The 15,562-nt window shown below is 57.4% G+C and carries 14 protein-coding genes; 2 read left to right on the top strand and 12 right to left on the bottom strand.

The window, feature by feature from the left end:
* The 3 genes from GA0061102_RS27685 to GA0061102_RS27675 are packed head-to-tail and all read right to left on the bottom strand — an operon-like array spanning nucleotide 1 to nucleotide 4,054.
* Nucleotides 1-1,152 (bottom strand): aminotransferase-like domain-containing protein, encoded by a 1,152-nt coding sequence (locus GA0061102_RS27685; protein ID WP_159432217.1) that lies wholly within the window; start codon nucleotides 1,150-1,152, stop codon nucleotides 1-3.
* A gap of 60 nt (nucleotides 1,153-1,212) precedes the next feature.
* Entirely contained in the window at nucleotides 1,213-2,487 is a 1,275-nt protein-coding gene (locus GA0061102_RS27680) for an extracellular solute-binding protein (protein ID WP_092855200.1), read from the bottom strand.
* Nucleotides 2,488-2,509: 22 nt separating this feature from the next.
* On the bottom strand, nucleotides 2,510-4,054 hold the full coding sequence (locus GA0061102_RS27675) for an alkaline phosphatase family protein (protein WP_092855199.1): 1,545 nt from the start codon (nucleotides 4,052-4,054) through the stop codon (nucleotides 2,510-2,512).
* Nucleotides 4,055-4,140: 86 nt separating this feature from the next.
* On the opposite strand from GA0061102_RS27675, the gene phnF reads away from it, so the two are divergent.
* Nucleotides 4,141-4,890 (top strand): phosphonate metabolism transcriptional regulator PhnF, encoded by a 750-nt coding sequence (gene phnF / locus GA0061102_RS27670; protein ID WP_092855197.1) that lies wholly within the window; start codon nucleotides 4,141-4,143, stop codon nucleotides 4,888-4,890.
* Nucleotides 4,891-4,941: 51 nt separating this feature from the next.
* On the opposite strand, the gene GA0061102_RS27665 is transcribed toward phnF, so the two are convergent.
* The 8 genes from GA0061102_RS27665 to GA0061102_RS27630 form a co-directional block, all read right to left on the bottom strand.
* Complete coding sequence (locus GA0061102_RS27665) at nucleotides 4,942-5,772, bottom strand: DeoR/GlpR family DNA-binding transcription regulator (protein WP_092855195.1); 831 nt, start codon at nucleotides 5,770-5,772, stop codon at nucleotides 4,942-4,944.
* A gap of 84 nt (nucleotides 5,773-5,856) precedes the next feature.
* On the bottom strand, nucleotides 5,857-6,666 hold the full coding sequence (locus tag GA0061102_RS27660) for a metallophosphoesterase (RefSeq protein ID WP_092855193.1): 810 nt from the start codon (nucleotides 6,664-6,666) through the stop codon (nucleotides 5,857-5,859).
* A gap of 4 nt (nucleotides 6,667-6,670) precedes the next feature.
* The gene (locus tag GA0061102_RS27655; protein WP_159432216.1) at nucleotides 6,671-8,224 is read right to left on the bottom strand and encodes an ABC transporter substrate-binding protein; all 1,554 of its coding nucleotides are present in this window, start codon (nucleotides 8,222-8,224) and stop codon (nucleotides 6,671-6,673) included.
* Nucleotides 8,225-8,262: 38 nt separating this feature from the next.
* A complete protein-coding gene (locus tag GA0061102_RS27650; RefSeq protein WP_092855189.1) occupies nucleotides 8,263-9,141 on the bottom strand; it encodes an ABC transporter permease in 879 nt (292 codons plus the stop codon).
* Complete coding sequence (locus GA0061102_RS27645; RefSeq protein WP_092855233.1) at nucleotides 9,138-10,064, bottom strand: ABC transporter permease; 927 nt, start codon at nucleotides 10,062-10,064, stop codon at nucleotides 9,138-9,140. The genes GA0061102_RS27650 and GA0061102_RS27645 overlap by 4 nt, the downstream gene beginning before the upstream one ends.
* 2 nt (nucleotides 10,065-10,066) lie before the next feature.
* Complete coding sequence (locus GA0061102_RS27640) at nucleotides 10,067-11,062, bottom strand: ABC transporter ATP-binding protein (protein WP_167668075.1); 996 nt, start codon at nucleotides 11,060-11,062, stop codon at nucleotides 10,067-10,069.
* A complete protein-coding gene (locus GA0061102_RS27635; protein WP_092855185.1) occupies nucleotides 11,059-12,033 on the bottom strand; it encodes an ABC transporter ATP-binding protein in 975 nt (324 codons plus the stop codon). Before GA0061102_RS27635 ends, GA0061102_RS27640 begins: the two co-directional genes overlap by 4 nt.
* A gap of 729 nt (nucleotides 12,034-12,762) precedes the next feature.
* Nucleotides 12,763-13,644, bottom strand: coding sequence for a transporter substrate-binding domain-containing protein (locus GA0061102_RS27630; protein WP_092855183.1), 882 nt, complete (start codon nucleotides 13,642-13,644; stop codon nucleotides 12,763-12,765).
* Nucleotides 13,645-13,905: 261 nt separating this feature from the next.
* Here GA0061102_RS27630 and GA0061102_RS27625 point away from each other — a divergent pair, with 261 nt between their 5' ends.
* Nucleotides 13,906-14,628, top strand: coding sequence for a GntR family transcriptional regulator (locus GA0061102_RS27625; protein WP_092855181.1), 723 nt, complete (start codon nucleotides 13,906-13,908; stop codon nucleotides 14,626-14,628).
* A gap of 32 nt (nucleotides 14,629-14,660) precedes the next feature.
* Here GA0061102_RS27625 and GA0061102_RS27620 read toward each other — a convergent pair whose 3' ends face one another.
* Nucleotides 14,661-15,347 carry a GntR family transcriptional regulator gene (locus GA0061102_RS27620; protein ID WP_159432215.1) on the bottom strand — a complete coding sequence of 229 codons (687 nt, stop codon included), beginning with the start codon at nucleotides 15,345-15,347 and terminating at the stop codon, nucleotides 14,661-14,663.
* Nucleotides 15,348-15,562 lie beyond the last annotated feature (215 nt).

The raw sequence follows: 15,562 nt of genomic DNA, 5'->3' as shown, positions 1-15,562 counted from the left end.
TCAGAGGCGATAGACCTGTGTTATCGCCTCGAGACCACGCTCAAACTCTGCTCGGGTGGGCGGGGTGCCGGTGCCAAAGCGGATATTGTTCGGGCTTTCGCCATCGCCGAAATAATAGCCGTCGGCGGTACTGATCGAGATGCCGCGATCGGCTAATTTCGCTGCAAACTCCTTTTTCGGCAGGCGGTCAGGCAGGGTCAGCCAGACCTGCAGGCCATCGGGCTGGGCGCGATAGGAGGCGCCTGCCAGACGTTCGGACACCATGGCCTGGCGAATGGCCGTCTCCGCCCTGACAGCGTCTATGATCCGCGACGCTCCGCCACTCGAAACGAGCTGGCTCAACATGAGGCTGTTGATCGGAGCCGCCATCCAGTATGTCGCGCGATCGCCGGGCCAGAAATACCTGGTTGCAGCCTTGGCCGAAGGTGCGATCAGATAGGCAATCTTGAATGCGGGCGCCATGCTTTTGGCCGTGCCAAGAACGTACCAGGAAAGCCCGGGGGCATAGGTCGACAACGGCGGCGGAAGGTCCGTCGGAAGCAGGGAATAGATATCGTCTTCAAAAATTGCGACACCGTATTTGCGCGCGATTTCCGCCATCTCCTTGCGACGTTCTATGCTCATGACGGCTGTCGTTGGATTGTGCATCGTCGGCTGTGCATAAAGCGCAGAAGGGCGATGGTTCCGGCAAACCGTCTCGAAAGCGTCCGGCAACATGCCTTCTTCGTCCATGGCGACGCTGCAAACCTTGATGTTCAAAAGAGCGGCGATGTTGCGGATTGTCGGGTAGGTAAATTCCTCGACTGCCAGAACGCCGCCGGTTCCGACAATATTGGTGATCAAGATATTCAGTGCGCTTTGAACACCATTCGTGACGATGACGCGGCTTGGATCCGGCGCTTCCGGCAACCGGAGATGAACGAATTGCGAACCCGCCGCACGGTCACGAAACACGCCACGAAACTGGTGCGCTCCGATCAGGCTCATCGGCGAATGGTCCGCCATCATCACCTCCATCGCTGCGCGATACTCGGCGTCGAAGACATGGGGAACTTGCGGTGGTAAATTCCCGCTCATGTTGAGGAGCCCATGTGGCGGTATGTAATGCTGCTCCAGCCGCTCGACTGGCCGGTTTGTCGATTGAATGTTCATGTTCATTTTCCATATTTAAAAAAGACGGGCCCCGATGCGCGCGCAAGCGCCAGACTGCGGTCAGCCGAGCAGTTTTCGGGTTTGTGTGGCCATTCTCTGGAGTGCGACGTCCGGCTTGGTGCGATGGGTGACGACGTCGTGCATGTCGTCGGCCATCGTCTGGACGATTTTGACCGTGTTGTTGCCGGGGAACGAGAACTGATCGCCGGTAATCGCGAGCCGCTCGACAACGGCGCGATGGTAGGGATTGATCTTGAAATACGCGTCGCGGAACGATGGCTCGTTAAGCGCCTTGAGGTTGACCGGCATATAGCCGCTGTTCTTTGCCAGGATCATCTGGCCTTGCGGGCTGGCGGCAAACTGCATGAACTCCCAGACGACCTTTTGCTTTTCGGGGTCTTTAGTGAACATGAAGAAGCCATGGCCTGCGCCGACCAAGCGGCCATTCGGATTGGGCAGCGGAAACTGCGCCACCGCGAGCTCGAAATGACCGGCCGCCGCCTTGGCGACGGAGGTCGTTCCGCTGGCGGAGCGAATGTGGATAGCGGTCACACCGGCATTGAAGGCTTGGCGGGCTTGATCGACCGTCATGTCATTCGTGCTGATGTCACCGAAGCGCGAAAGCGTTTGCAGTGCTTGCAGTCCTTCCGGGCCGTCGAACGCAATGGCAGAGCGGGCCTCGTTCATCATCCGCCCGCCATAGGAAGCAAGCAGGTTCTGGAATATCCATGCATTGGTGGAGGTGTATTCGATATAGCCGCCATTGATATTACCGCCGAGCGCGGAGACTTTGGCGCCGATCTCATGGATCTCGTCCCAGGTACTGGGAGGCTGCGGCTTCGAATAGCCGACCTTGCGGAGGAGATCCATATTGCAATAGACGATCGGAATGGTCGTGCCGAAAGGCAAGCCATAGATGCTTTTGCCGACCGTCGTTGCCTCGATCATCGGCGTGGAAAGGCCCATGGCCTGCAGGTTTTTGATATCGCCGTTAAAGAACGAGTTGACCGGCTGGACAATCTTGCGGTCGGCAAGAATGCCGGCATAGGTGAGGGACTGCCAGGTCGCATCTGGGAGAGCGCCGACGACTGCGGCGCGCAGCGTGTTGTTGAGCAACGGATCCCAATTGTCGCCGTCGGCCGAGAATTTGACCGTCATGGAAGGGTTCTGCGCGCTAAACCCGGTGCTCAGCTCCGCCAGCAAGGCTTGATAGTTTGGTGCGCCATGGCTGATCGTTATGGTGGGCTTTTCCTCGGCTCTGAGAATGCCCGGCATCGCCAGGGTCCCGGCTGCCGCCACTCCAGTCATCATCATCTGTCTGCGCGTCAAATGCATAGATGTTCTCCATGAAGTGAAGTCATGCTTCCACACGGCGTTTCAGCGGGGAAGCAATTGTGGACTTGGTTTCAATCCAGCCGCCATCTAGATAGACCGTTCGGCCGACAGCCGTGCGCTGGAGCTTTTGAGAGTAACTATTGAGCCCGACTTCGAAGATCTGAGGCGCAGCGACCTTGGGCAATTGTCTGACCAGGCCGCCTTCATACTCTTCGGAAAGTACTTCGGAGAGAACTCGGCCCGTCATGGTACCGGGGACGGGTATGTCGAGGAGCGACAAGATGGTTGGCCCAATGTCGCAGATGCCGGTCGGGACCGAGGAGACATGCGCGCTGCTGCGGAAGGCGGAGCCTGCCACGATGCCGACCGAGGCGAGCTCCTTTGGATGAAGGCCGCCATGAACGCCGAGACCCGGTCGCCTGTCATTGTCGTAGAACGTGCCGCCGACCAGTCCGAACTCGTCGACGCCGTCATCGGCACGAAAGGCAAAATAAACATCCGGCGCGCGTTCATGATCGGCAAAGACCAGATGGCTGGCGAAGCTGCCCGGGGCGAGGCCTTCAACCTCGTTCTTCCCGGCCGTGAAGATTGGGCCAATCCAGGGCTGCTCGATCAGGGCCTCGACAAGCCTGGCAAGTTGGGGTGTTGATCGGTCAGCAAGATAAAGCGCCCCGACCTGTCCCGGTACCACCACGACATCCACGCCCGCGCTTGGCGCGGTCGCGGGATTGAAGCCGGCGGCTTTCAGGGAACCAGCAACCGAGACGCGCGTATGGGCGGTGATGTGGCCGTGATCCGAAAGCACGATGATCTGCACCCCGGCAGCTCTGCCCTCCGCCTCCCACCAGTCGAGAACGCGGCCGAATTCGGCGTCGCTATGGGCAATAGCCTCACGCGTCTTTGCGCCGCCCGTTCCGTTGAAATGCGATGCGGTATCCGGCTCACCATAGGAAAGCACGGTGACGTCGGGAGCATGCTTCGGCCAGATGTAATCAAGAAAGATCGAGGTGATCAGCGTCTGCGCCTCAATGTCGGGTTCGCCCTGCGGTGGGACCGGGGGCAAAGCTCCGAAGCGCCCGACGATTTCCGAGAGCGCACTTTGCGGAGTACAGGCTTCGGGGAAATGGCCTGAGACACGAATATGGCCGAACTCCTCGGCCTTGTGATGGAAGAAGCGGGTTGTGCCAGGCGTATTGGTTGCGAGCACCGCAAGGCTTTTGCCGGCCCGGCCGAGAATTTCGCCGAGCGTTGGCGCCCCCATCAGATTCCCACCACTTTCGCGGTTCAATTGGTCTAGTAGAACGGCATCGGCCGTATCGACGTAGCGATGTAGTGTCGCAGACCGATCGACGTATTTATTGCCGACCATGCCGTGCTTACTGGAGGTTGCTCCCGTCACAAGACTGGGGAAAGCCACACGCGTTTCGCTCGGATAAACCGTTCTTTGGGCCGAAAGGGTTGCGCCCAGCCCCTTGGTCCGGGCAATATTGGGGGTCTGAGCAGAATCGATCAGATCGGGCCGCAGCCCGTCGAAACTGACAATGAGAAATTTAGGAGCTGTCGTCATATTGGTTTCTTGCGCATTAGAGTTCTAGAACGCTAGAATGCATGAGTATGTGAATGTTGTGTGACGACCACGGAAACGGGTGATGAATGGAACAGGACGGGATCAATCTCTGGCGCCAGATCGGGGAGACACTTGCCGAGGAGATAGGCACAGGCACTTTCGCGCCTGGCGATCGGCTGCCGCCCAGTACCGATCTCGCCACACGTTTCGGGGTCAATCAGCACACTGTTTTGCGGGCCATCTCTCACTTGCAGAACGAGGGGATGGTACGAATTGAACGTGGTAGGGGAACCTATGTTGCCGATGTAATCCCCTACCGTCTCGGACGACGCACGCGCTTTGAAGAAAATCTGAAGGAGCTGAACCACGCGCCTCAACGCACTTTGATTGCCGTAACCGATATTCCCTCGACGCCTGCAATCGCAACCCATCTGGAGCTGGCGCCCAATGAACTCGTAACGCAGGTGACTGTTCTGGCGATTGCCGACGATATCCCCATCAGCATCAACAGTAATTTCTTTCCTCGTTCCCAGCTGCCGGGCATCGGCGATGCCTTTCGCGTCGAGGCGGCTCGACCGAAACCGAACCTTGCGACGCAGTCAGTTCTTGCCGCCCTTGGCATTGCTGACTTCGAACGCCGCAAGATCCGGATACGCGGTCGAGAATCGACACAGGATGAAGCTCGCCTTTTGCGTATGCCGCCCCAAGAAAATGTATTCGAGGTCGAAGTGCTCAATGTCGACGCCGAAGGCAGGCCAATCGTGTTTGGACAGTCGATCTTCTGCTTGAGCCGTGTGGAGTTCGTATGGGATTTTGCATTGGGCGATCTATCTTAATCGCGCTTCATCCGACCGGCTATCCAAAAGACGCTCGCTACCGATTGTAACCTATTCGTCCGGCATAGGACGAGGGATGAGAATTTGTACACCGGCGCTTTCTAGAGCCCGTTGGTGCTCATCTGTCGGCTCACCATCCGTTGCGAGGATCTGAACCTTGTCGAGTGCGAGAGCAACATGTGCATCGCGGCGGTCGAACTTGCCACGATGCATTGCTACTGCCATCACGCTTGATTGTTCCGCCAAAGTCTGGGTGAGATCCACCATCGCGCGCGTCGTAGCAAACAAACCGAACTCGAAGTCAAGTGCGCTCGATCCTATGACGGACAGATCGAAAAAGCGATCCTTTAACGACCTCAGGGTCTCGGTACCTCCGATCGACCGAAGTTGACCGTTCAAAACACCGCCTGTCAGAGTAACCGTAAAGCGGGGCGATGCAGCTAAGGTAGTGCCCACATCAACCATGTTGGTCGTAACGGCCAGGCTCTTGTCCGAGGACGCGAGCACTTCGGCAAGCAGCAACATCGTTGAGCTGGACCCGATAAACACATTCATGCCATTTTCAAAAAGTGGCAGCGCGGCCTTTGCCGCCAGCAACTTGGCCCCCTGATCAACGCTGATTCTTTCCGAGATCGGCTTGCGCGCATTGATACTCGAAGGATTTGTCGCAACCGCTCCACCATGAACACGCCGAAGCAGTCCATCGCGTTCCAGCGCGCGAATGTCCCGGCGGGCGGTTTCGGTATGCACGCCGAAGCGTTCGGCAATTTCGCCTACCGCGACCACATCTCCGCGATTGAGAAGCGCAAGAATGTTTTGCTGACGGGTTACGCTCAGATTGCTGCCGCTTCTTGAGCGGGATGTTTTCTCATTGTCCGACATATTCTGCCTATTCCTGCATTAACGCACTTCCAGAAAAAGCGCATCACGGTTTTGCGTCCGGAGCGACTCCGGGAGGGCTTATTGTCACGCTGCACTGGGTAGCGGCGCGGTGTTCGGCGCAATGTCGATTACTCTATTGTCACGGATAGAATGGGGATGCACCACCACGTCTCGTTCGTTGACCAGGATCACGGTATAAGCGGGTTCAACCTCCACATGCCGGACCAGTTCAGTCTCGAAATCCAGCATCACCTGATGCGTGAGGCCCGCCGCCACGGTGAAGGGAATGCCACGCCAGGAACCGGCTACATTACGATGCATGTGCCCGAAGAACATGTGCCGGATGCGGCTTTTGAACGGCGCGATGGTTTCCCATAATTCATCTTCGTGCTGCAATGCTATATGATCGAGGCGTTTTAGACCCACCCGGACTGGTGCGTGATGCATGAACATCAGGATCGGATGTTCCCCGTCCGCAAGCTGCGATTTTAGCCAATCGAGGCGCGCGCGGTCGAGCGCTCCAGCATGTGTGCCCGAAGTCCAGGTGTCGAGCAGCAAACCGATATGATCATCCAGATCGAATCGGCTATGGGCATACCCGTCAGCCGCCAGGTGCTGGGGGAAGATCTCGCCAAATGTACTGCGGCGGTCGTGGTTGCCCACCGTCATGTGGAGCCTAGGCAAGGCAAACTCGGATGCCACATCACGAAACAACTCATAAGAAGGTCGATCTGCAAGATCAGCGATATCGCCACTGATAACCAGTGCAACGGCGTCGGAATGATATTTGGCCATATCGGACAGGCACGCCCGCAGGCGGGCTTCCGGATCGATCCCCTTGAGTTGTTCTCCCTTGGGAACCAGGTGTGGATCGGTAAGTTGAACGATCTTCATGGCGCTACTGAACCACCTTTATAGCAGAGTTGAATGGGCCGAAATCCAGCACCAGCGCCGAATAGGGCGCCCAGGCGATCTCTCGCCGCTTGGCGAAAAAGCTGCCATTGTTGTGCAGAATGATGAAGGGCACTTCTTCAGCAAAAATCTCCAGTACCCGCCGCGCGAGTTTCTTGCGCTCCTCGGGAACGTCCGATTCTGCGAAAGCTGTGCCCACGGCTTGATATTCCGGCGAATTCCAGATCTCCAGCTTACGTTGGCCGCCGCCGGGACCATGCTGCCGCCAGATCATCGAGGTCGGGTCTGGCCACGACGGCAGGAAAGATTCATCCCAAATCGCGTGGGAAGGCTTGGCATACACCTGGCTGAAGTTTTCCATAGGCTGAAGAACGACGTTGATGCCGACGCTCTTCCACATAGCCACGAGGATTTGCGCGGTCAGCACCTGGTTCGGGTACCAGTTGTTCAGCAATCGATACGGAATCGGTTCGCCCGTATACGCAGCCAGTTTCACCAGAGAGCGGGCTTGGTCCGGATCATAGGTCGGGGTTGGGAAACTCGGGTCATATGCGTCTCCAAAGATCGGATATTGTGCGCCATTGGGAATATCTATCCGGCCGCGCCACAGTTGTTTGATGATAAGGTCGCGATCGATGGCCAGACTCATGGCCTGACGAATACGTACATCCGATAACCAGGGGCCGGTTGTGTCTATTGCCAGCGCACGGAGATTGGCGATGGCGCCGCCTACGATGTCGAAACGGGATTGATCGAGCGCGTCGAACTGATCCGGCAGCAGGTCCGATATAAGGTCATAATCGCCCGCCAGAAGACCGTTGATACGTGACGCAGCTTCCGGAACGATGCGAAACTCAATCCGGGAGAATGGCGGAAGACCACCCCAGTATTCGTCATGGGATTCCAGGATCAGACCGACGTCCCTGCGGTTCGAAACCACACGATACGCTCCGGCGGCCACAGGTGCGGCAAACCACTTCTCCCAGCTGCCCGCCTTGCGGAATGCCGCTTCGCTGACGATTTGCGCGCTCCATGCCGCCAGCTTCTTGTCGATCGCCGGGTCGGGAACCTTGGTCGTGATGCAGACCGATCTTGGTCCCGTCGCCTCTACAGAGGCGATAGTTCGTTGATACTGCAATGCGTTCGTATTGCCAGCGCCGTTGGGACCGAGCTTTCGCTCTTCACTCAGCGAAAAGATCACGTCGGCCACGGTCACCTCCGAGCCGTCATGGAATTTCACGCCAGGGCGTAGCGTGAACTCGATCCGTTTATCGTCGATACGTCGCCAACTTTCTGCGATCGCTGGCTTGAGCGCCATGTTGTCGCTAAAATCGCTGCGCAGCAAACCATCGAATGCATTGTAGAGAATACGCAATGCCGGGGTGTTGTTCACCATGATGGGGTCGGCGTAGTCGGGCTGCGTCGGTACGGCGACGACGATGCTGGGACGGCCCTGGCTCGATGCCAGTCGTGGGATGGCAGTCGCTGCCGCACCGGCTGCAAGCGTTCTGAGGAGGGATCTTCGGCTGAGGTTGAGCATGGAGCGTCCCATCTGTTTTTGGGGAGGTGAAGAGGAAATTATCGCTGTGATCCGTCCAGACGATCACGCATCCAGTCGCCAACCAGGGAGATCGATAGCGCCATGAGCGAAATGACGAAGGACGGTATTACCAATATCCAAGGCGCTTGGGTCAGGTAGTCACGGCCATACCCGACCATCGCGCCCAGTGAGGTTGAAGGCGGTTGTACGCCGAGTCCGAGAAAACTCAGGCCGCTTTCGATCAGGATGATCTCGGGAAACGAAATGGTCATCGACACGATGAGCGTCGCTGCGACGTTGGGTAGGATATGCCGCCAGTACACCTGAACGGGATGAGCGCCGAGCTGCTCGACGGCCCCTGCATAGCCTTGCGCATTGGCGCTTATGGCGAGCCCTCTGGCAATACGGGCATAACGCTCCCACCCGTGCAGCGCGAGCAAGCAGATGAAGACCGGAAGAGAGTTGCCGATGAAGGCCAATACGGCCAAGGCCAGGATGAGGAAAGGCACGGTGGCCTGAAAGTCCACCAATGCCAGAATGACATGCTCCGTCCACCCACGGAAATGGGCAGCAAGGAAACCCAACACCGTGCCGAGCACTGCCCCTAGAAACGTAGCGCCCAGTGCGATGAGCACGCTCATCTGAATGGAGAGGATGAGACGAGACAGCATGTCACGCCCGAGTTCGTCGGTGCCTAACGGATGAGCTGCCGTGCCGCCCAGCCCCACGGGCGGAGACAGCCGGGCCAGCAAGTCGATCGCGGCAGGGTCGAATGGTATGATGACATTTGCAAGAACCGCTGTCGCCACAAGCAGGGCAAGGCAAGCCAGCGCGACGCAGACGAGCAACGGCGTCTTTTTCCTGTCTTTCTTTGCCTTGACGCGCAAATGATCCGGAGGGGTGCGCTGTAGCATCATGTACGTCCTCCAGCGCGGGTCCGTGGGTCGAGAAGCCCGTAGGCGAGATCGACGACAAGGTTCGAGGCAACCATGGTGATTGCGACCAGGAACAATATGCACTGAACGACAGAAAGATCACGGCTGATCACCGAGGAAACCAGCAGCCGCCCAACGCCCGGCCAGGAGAATACGCTCTCCACCAACACGGCCCCGGCGATCAACTGCCCCACCATGAAACCAACGATCGTGACGGTGGGAATTGCCGCATTCGGCAAGGCATGTCCGTAGACCACCAGGCGCCACGGTACACCCTTGGCATTTGCCGTGCGGATATAAGGCTGACCCAGCACCTCCAACATCGCGCTACGGGTATAACGGGCCAAAACGGCCGCGCCGCCGACTCCGAGTGTGAGGACGGGCAAAATGATATGCCGCCAGCCTTGCGCGCCCCCTGACGGCAGCCAGCGGAGCCAGACCGCAAAGACCAGCACAAGCAGCAGGCCAAGTACGAAGGAGGGTATCGTGAAGCCGGCTACAGCGGCAAGCATCACGCCGCGATCAATCAGGCTGTTACGATGAACCGCCGCATATATGCCAGCGGGGATGCCGATCAGGACGTTGATGAAAAGCGCCGGGATCGTCACGATCAGGGTGATTGGAATCCGCTCGATTACGAGGGTAAGCGCATCGCGACCCTCGCGCATCGACACACCGAGATTGCCGGTTGCAACATGCTTCAAATATTCGAAGAACTGCACCCAGACCGAGCGGTCGAGCCCCCAGGCCTTTCGGAAGGCCTCCAGCGCCTCGGGCGAGGCATCGTTCGAGAGGATCTCCAATGCCGGATCGCCCGAAAGACGCAACACCACGAATGCAAAACCAACCACGAGAAAAATGGTTACGAGTGATCTTGCAAGCCTTGCCAGGATCAAATGCGCCATCATCATGCCCCTTTCCGGAGGCTGACACCAGGGGTCTCGACAAGGTGGCAGGCCACCTTACGGCCGCCGTGTCGGGTATTGACGAGGCTGGGCCGAACATTGCGGCAGGCAGGAATAGCCACCGGGCAGCGGGGATGGAAATCACACCCGCCCGGCCGGTCGGCCGGGTTCGGTGGGTCACCCGCCAATACGGTTGGGCGTGTATTGGTTTCGCGTACATCGGGCACAGCCGAAACCAGGGCGCGGGTATAGGGATGAAGAGGCGTGTGCAACACCTCGTCGGTCCTACCCTCCTCAACGATCCGCCCCAGATACATCACGGCGACTCTGTTGCTGATCTGTCGAACAGCCCGCAGGTCATGGCTGATGAACACCATTGCCAAACCCAGTTCCTTCTGGATGTCGATGAACAGGTTGATTATCTGAGCCTGAATAGAGACATCGAGCGCCGAAATCGGTTCGTCGCACACCAGAAGATCCGGTTTGGTTGCAAGTGCGCGCGCCAGAACTACGCGCTGCCTTTGCCCACCAGACAGCTCATTCGGCAGGCGTGCGCCATGTTCCTCGGATAGTCCGACGAGGCCGAGCAGGGTCGCGACACGTTCGCGTCTTGAGGCTAGGTCGCCGATGCCATGGATGCCAAGCGGCTCGCCGATCTGGTCAGCCACAGCTAATCGCTTGTCCAATGCACCAAGCGGATCCTGATAGACGAGCTGCATCCGCGCGCGCAGCCGTCTCCAGGCGGTGCTTTTTCGAGGCGGGATAGCGCCATTGTCAAATTCCACAAAGCCGGCGTCTGGTTTCTCCAGCCCAAGCAGCAGCCGCCCCAGGGTCGATTTCCCACAGCCAGACTCTCCGACCAGGCCCAGCGTTTCGCCACGCTGAACTGCGATCGAGATTCCATCGACGGCTGCGACAAGCCGCCGACGCTTCAGAAGACCGGCTGGTGAAGTATAAGTCTTCACCAGCCGGTCAGCGACAAGCAATTCACCACTCACGCCACGACCTCCACCAATTCTGTCTGGTCCGCGCAAAGGCATGCCACCAGGCGTTCGTCTCCGCGATCGATGAGTTCGGGGAGGGTATGACGACAAACGTCCTTGCTGGATGTGCAACGTGGCGCAAAATCACAGCCGGCCGGTCTTGCATTTGCTCCAGGAACAGTCCCGGGAATGGCCGTTAGCCGTTGCAATGGTCCATCGAGTCGGGGAAGAGCGTCCAGAAGACCTCGAGTGTAGGGATGGCGTGGCCTTGTGAATAACTCCCGGACGTGCGCCGCCTCCACGATCCGGCCCGCATACATGACATATGCACGGCTGCATACCTTTGCGATCACACCCAGATCGTGGGAGATGAACACCAGTGCCATGCCTGTCTCACGCTGAACATCACGCAGCAGATCAAGGATTTGCGCCTGTATCGTTACGTCCAATGCAGTCGTCGGCTCGTCCGCAATCAAAAGGTCAGGTTTGCCAGCCAGCGCCATCGCGATCATGACGCGCTGATTCTGACCACCCGACAATTCGTGCGGATATGATCTCAGCCGTCTCTCCGCATCAGGGATACCCACGAGGTCGAACAACCGCTTTGCCTCGGCTCTGGCGGGGGCGCCTTCCATGCCGCGATGCAATCGCAATGCCTCGACCACCTGGCGTCCAACCGTGTGAACAGGGTTGAGCGCACTGGCTGCATCTTGAAAAATCATGGCAATCCGCTTGCCTCGAATCCTCGAGAGGCTGTCGGCTGATGCGCCAAGAATTTGCTGACCATCGAGCAGGACGCGGCCGGAGAGCGCGGCAGTTGGCGGGAGAAGCCCGAGAACGCCGAGCCAAGTGACGGATTTTCCCGATCCACTCTCGCCGATCAGCCCAACGGTTTCACCTCGGCGGACAACGAGATCGATGCCGCACACTGCCATCCCGTCACGGAAGCCGACCGACAATTTCTCGATTCTAACGAGTTCGCGCATCCTTTACCCTTCATGTCATTCCTGAGGCTGCGATCACGATTTATCGCGACAGCGCGTTACCCGAGAACTGGGAGCGACCATAGGTACGGCGAATGACAGATTGATGACATTTGCTGGTTTATGTTTGTTTTTGTTGTTATCGGCATCCTCTTTTTGAGGTCGGCTTGAGCCCAGGTGAATGATACCCTCTCATGACGGTCATGGTCGTTGGAAAGCATAAGTGCGCAATGCGAGTACGAAATGCGTTCAGTTCGGCAGCTTTGTTGTACGCGATTGGTCGGGACCGCAAACTTGATCTCCAGAACGTTTCACAATCTTCTGGAGCCACTGCGGCCCCGACTACTCAACCACTTGCAAACGGCTTCTTAGCCAAGCCCCCGAACGACTTCGACCACGGCATCTAACCCGCGGACCAATTCCTCACGCGTTTCAGGCGACCCAAAGCAGATACGAGCCGCATCCGGGACGGGCTTGCCATTGTTCACGAACGGAGCAGCATCTCCGGCCATGACCTCGTGACTTCATGAGCCTTCTCCGATTGAGGCCCACAGAGCGTATCAGTTTTTCCGTTTCCCGTGGTCCAGCCCGAAGGGTTCACTCCAAAACCGGCTCAGTTCCGCGTGGAAACCAACACCCCGCCTCTCGCAGTTGCAAAGACGTAGCAGCGAGGCGTCTGAATGGGCTTCCTAGTCAAGGGGCCCGCGACGTTGCGAGCCCCAAAGAGATGGCTTAGCGATATGCGGCGCCGCACACTGACTTTGCCGTCACCCCTTCGGCAGGGACCATTTCGGCAGGATAATCGTATTTTGCGAGGATCTTGGCCACCGAACCGTCCTTGACGGCTTTCGCGATCGTCTCGTTCAAACGATCACGAAACTCGGCATCTTCGGGACGAAATGCGATCGAGCCGTAATTGATCCGTTCTTCGCCATTGACCAAGCGTTTGAACGGAGTTGCAACTTCCAGGCCCTTGGCGTTGGGATCCTTGACCTGCTTGATCGCCGCCTCATAGGACAGGATCAGGGCATCGACCCGGCCCGCCATCAACGCAGAGATACCCGAGGTCTCGTCTTGAAACAGAGGCATGTTTTCTTCTTTGACGCCTGCGGCGATTAGATCGGTGATCGACGCAGCGTTGCGAAGGTTTCCAACTGTCACGCCCGGCTTTGCTAGATCGGGATAGCCATGAAGGTTCTTTGGGTTTCCTGCCTTCACCACAGCAGCCGCCCCCCCCGAAATGAACGGGTTAGCGAAAATAACCTGCTCGCAACGTTTGGGGAGAATGTACATTCCTCCGCCGATCGCATCGACCCGACGCGAGATCAGACTTGGGATCAGGGCACCGAAATCCATGCTCTGAAACTCGATCTTCTTCACGCCCAAAGATGCAGCTGCGGTAGCTAGAACGTCGGGATAGATGCCGGCGATGTTGCCGTTGGCATCCGCAAAGCCACTTGGCGCTGAGTTATAGATGCCGATTGTAATGACACCGCTTTGCTTGATTTTTTCCGAGAGCGTTTGTGCACTGGCGATTGTTGGGGCAACGATAGAAACGCTTGCGACGGCGACGGACATCGCCGCGATTGCCTTGATGATTCTTTTGAAGGACATGTTGTTCACCCGTTTTTGGAGGAGCTTGAGACCAGACCCATCGGCGCCATTTGGTCTTCTCGACTGGCGGGCTGTCCAAGTCAGAAGAGCTTCACCTAGTATATCAGGTATGTCAAGTGGCCTTGCGCTCCAAGATGGAGCGTTCGGCCGAGGTTGCCGGCTCGCTCCATTTATACTAGGTATAACCAGTTGATGCGCCTTGGATCCTTTGGTTCTGGCTGCATAATTCAAGTGGCCCTTTCTTTTGCAGCGGGAATATCCATGGCTCAGCCGAAAGCATTGATCGGATCATCTTCGACCCTTTATGAGGTCGTGAGAGAAGAGATCATCAAGCGCATCAAGAATGGGACTTACAAACCGGAGGAACTGATACCCTCGGCGTCAGCTCTCAGCGACGAGTTCAATGTGAGCCCGATCACGGTCAAGCGCGCTCTGCAGGATCTGAGGTCTGCCGGCTTTCTAATCTCCATTGCCGGCAAGGGTAGTTTCGTCAAGAAGCAGTCGCGCGTACTTCGCAAGCTCGACGTATCGAGGCTCGTCCTGGGTGGCGACAGTCTCAAGTTGCTCTCGATCACACGCGAAAAGATCACCGACGCGACCATGCTCGCATTCAACCCGCCGAGCGAGCCTATGCTGTGCATTCGGAAGATCGTTTACATCGACGATGCCCCCTTCCTCTATGATGCTACTTACATATCGCGGGACGTCGGGGACGATCTGATCGAAGAGTTTGGCAAAACTTTCGTGATTTCCGCGCTCGAAAAGCGAAGTATCCAGGTTACAAATACAGATCTTATCATCGACGCCGCACCGGCAGGCGGGCAAGTCGAAGATGTTTTTGGCATCCCGACCGGCTATCCCTTGCTTCGACGTTTCTACAAATTCACCACGAACCACAAAGATATCACCGTCTACGGCATGTTGCAGGCGCCATTCGATCAGTTGGCCTGCACAATCTCGTTGCCAGGAAAACCGACGAAATAAAGAACGGGTTTATCACGTCTCTTTGTCCGTGGTCAGGCTTCGCTCGGTTCCGGGACGTTGATCGTGCAGGCCAGTTGTTCAAATGGTGCTTGAACCAAGCCCATGACGACGAGACCGGTCTTGGACATCGTGAACCGGTAATATCTTCTGAAGAGCGGATAGCCTGTGGGAACTCCCAGCAATGCCGCGATCTCACCGTCAGCGGGAGCGGCCTCTATGATCAAGTCGGTCTTGAGGACCCCGATGCCAGCGCGCTCGAATGCCTCGACGACCAGATAGCGTTCGAACTCGGCAACAATCACTTCGGACACTGGTTTCGAAATGAAGGCGACATCGTGAAAAAATGGCCGCCCCTCGGCCATGAGGATCTTTCGCACGCATAGAACCGGCCCATCGACTGGCTCCATTTCTCGCAGGATCGGATCATCGACCGTTTCAAGGGCGATAGAAAGAATTTCGATCTGCGTGTCGGCATACGGGTTTGTGGAGCCGAGCTTGCGCAGGAGCCGGGTCCGCCGTTTGATAAAACTGCCTCTTCCCACTTGGGCCATCAGGATCCCCGCGGCCTGCAGGTCGCGAAGAGATCGTTTTATCGTGATCTGGCTTACTCCAAATTCTCTTCCAAGTGTCGCAGCCGATGGCAGAGGCTCGTCATCGGGATAAACGCCCTGCTCGATCCTTCTCATCAGTTCCTCACGGATTGAGCTGTGCAGCGACAACGAACGGTTCGCTCTCGATATCGTCATTTTTGTCCTCCGACATAAACCGACAAATGAAACGCTTGACGGCGATAACATACCTAGTATATCAGGCTATGAAAAGCAAAATTGGGAACGAAGCCCGAGCCTTTTCTCGGGCCAACAGACAGGCTTTGACATCAGGGTAGGCACTCAGCTGTTCGCCAGCCTGCATCGTCCTGTTGAAGTGCTACAAG

The organism is Martinezella miluonensis (assembly GCF_900094545.1).
In the GTDB taxonomy this organism is placed as follows: Bacteria; Pseudomonadota; Alphaproteobacteria; order Rhizobiales; family Rhizobiaceae; genus Rhizobium; species Rhizobium miluonense.
The sequence above is the reverse complement of the archived record's forward strand: the minus strand, read 5'-3'. Positions and strand labels throughout refer to the sequence as shown.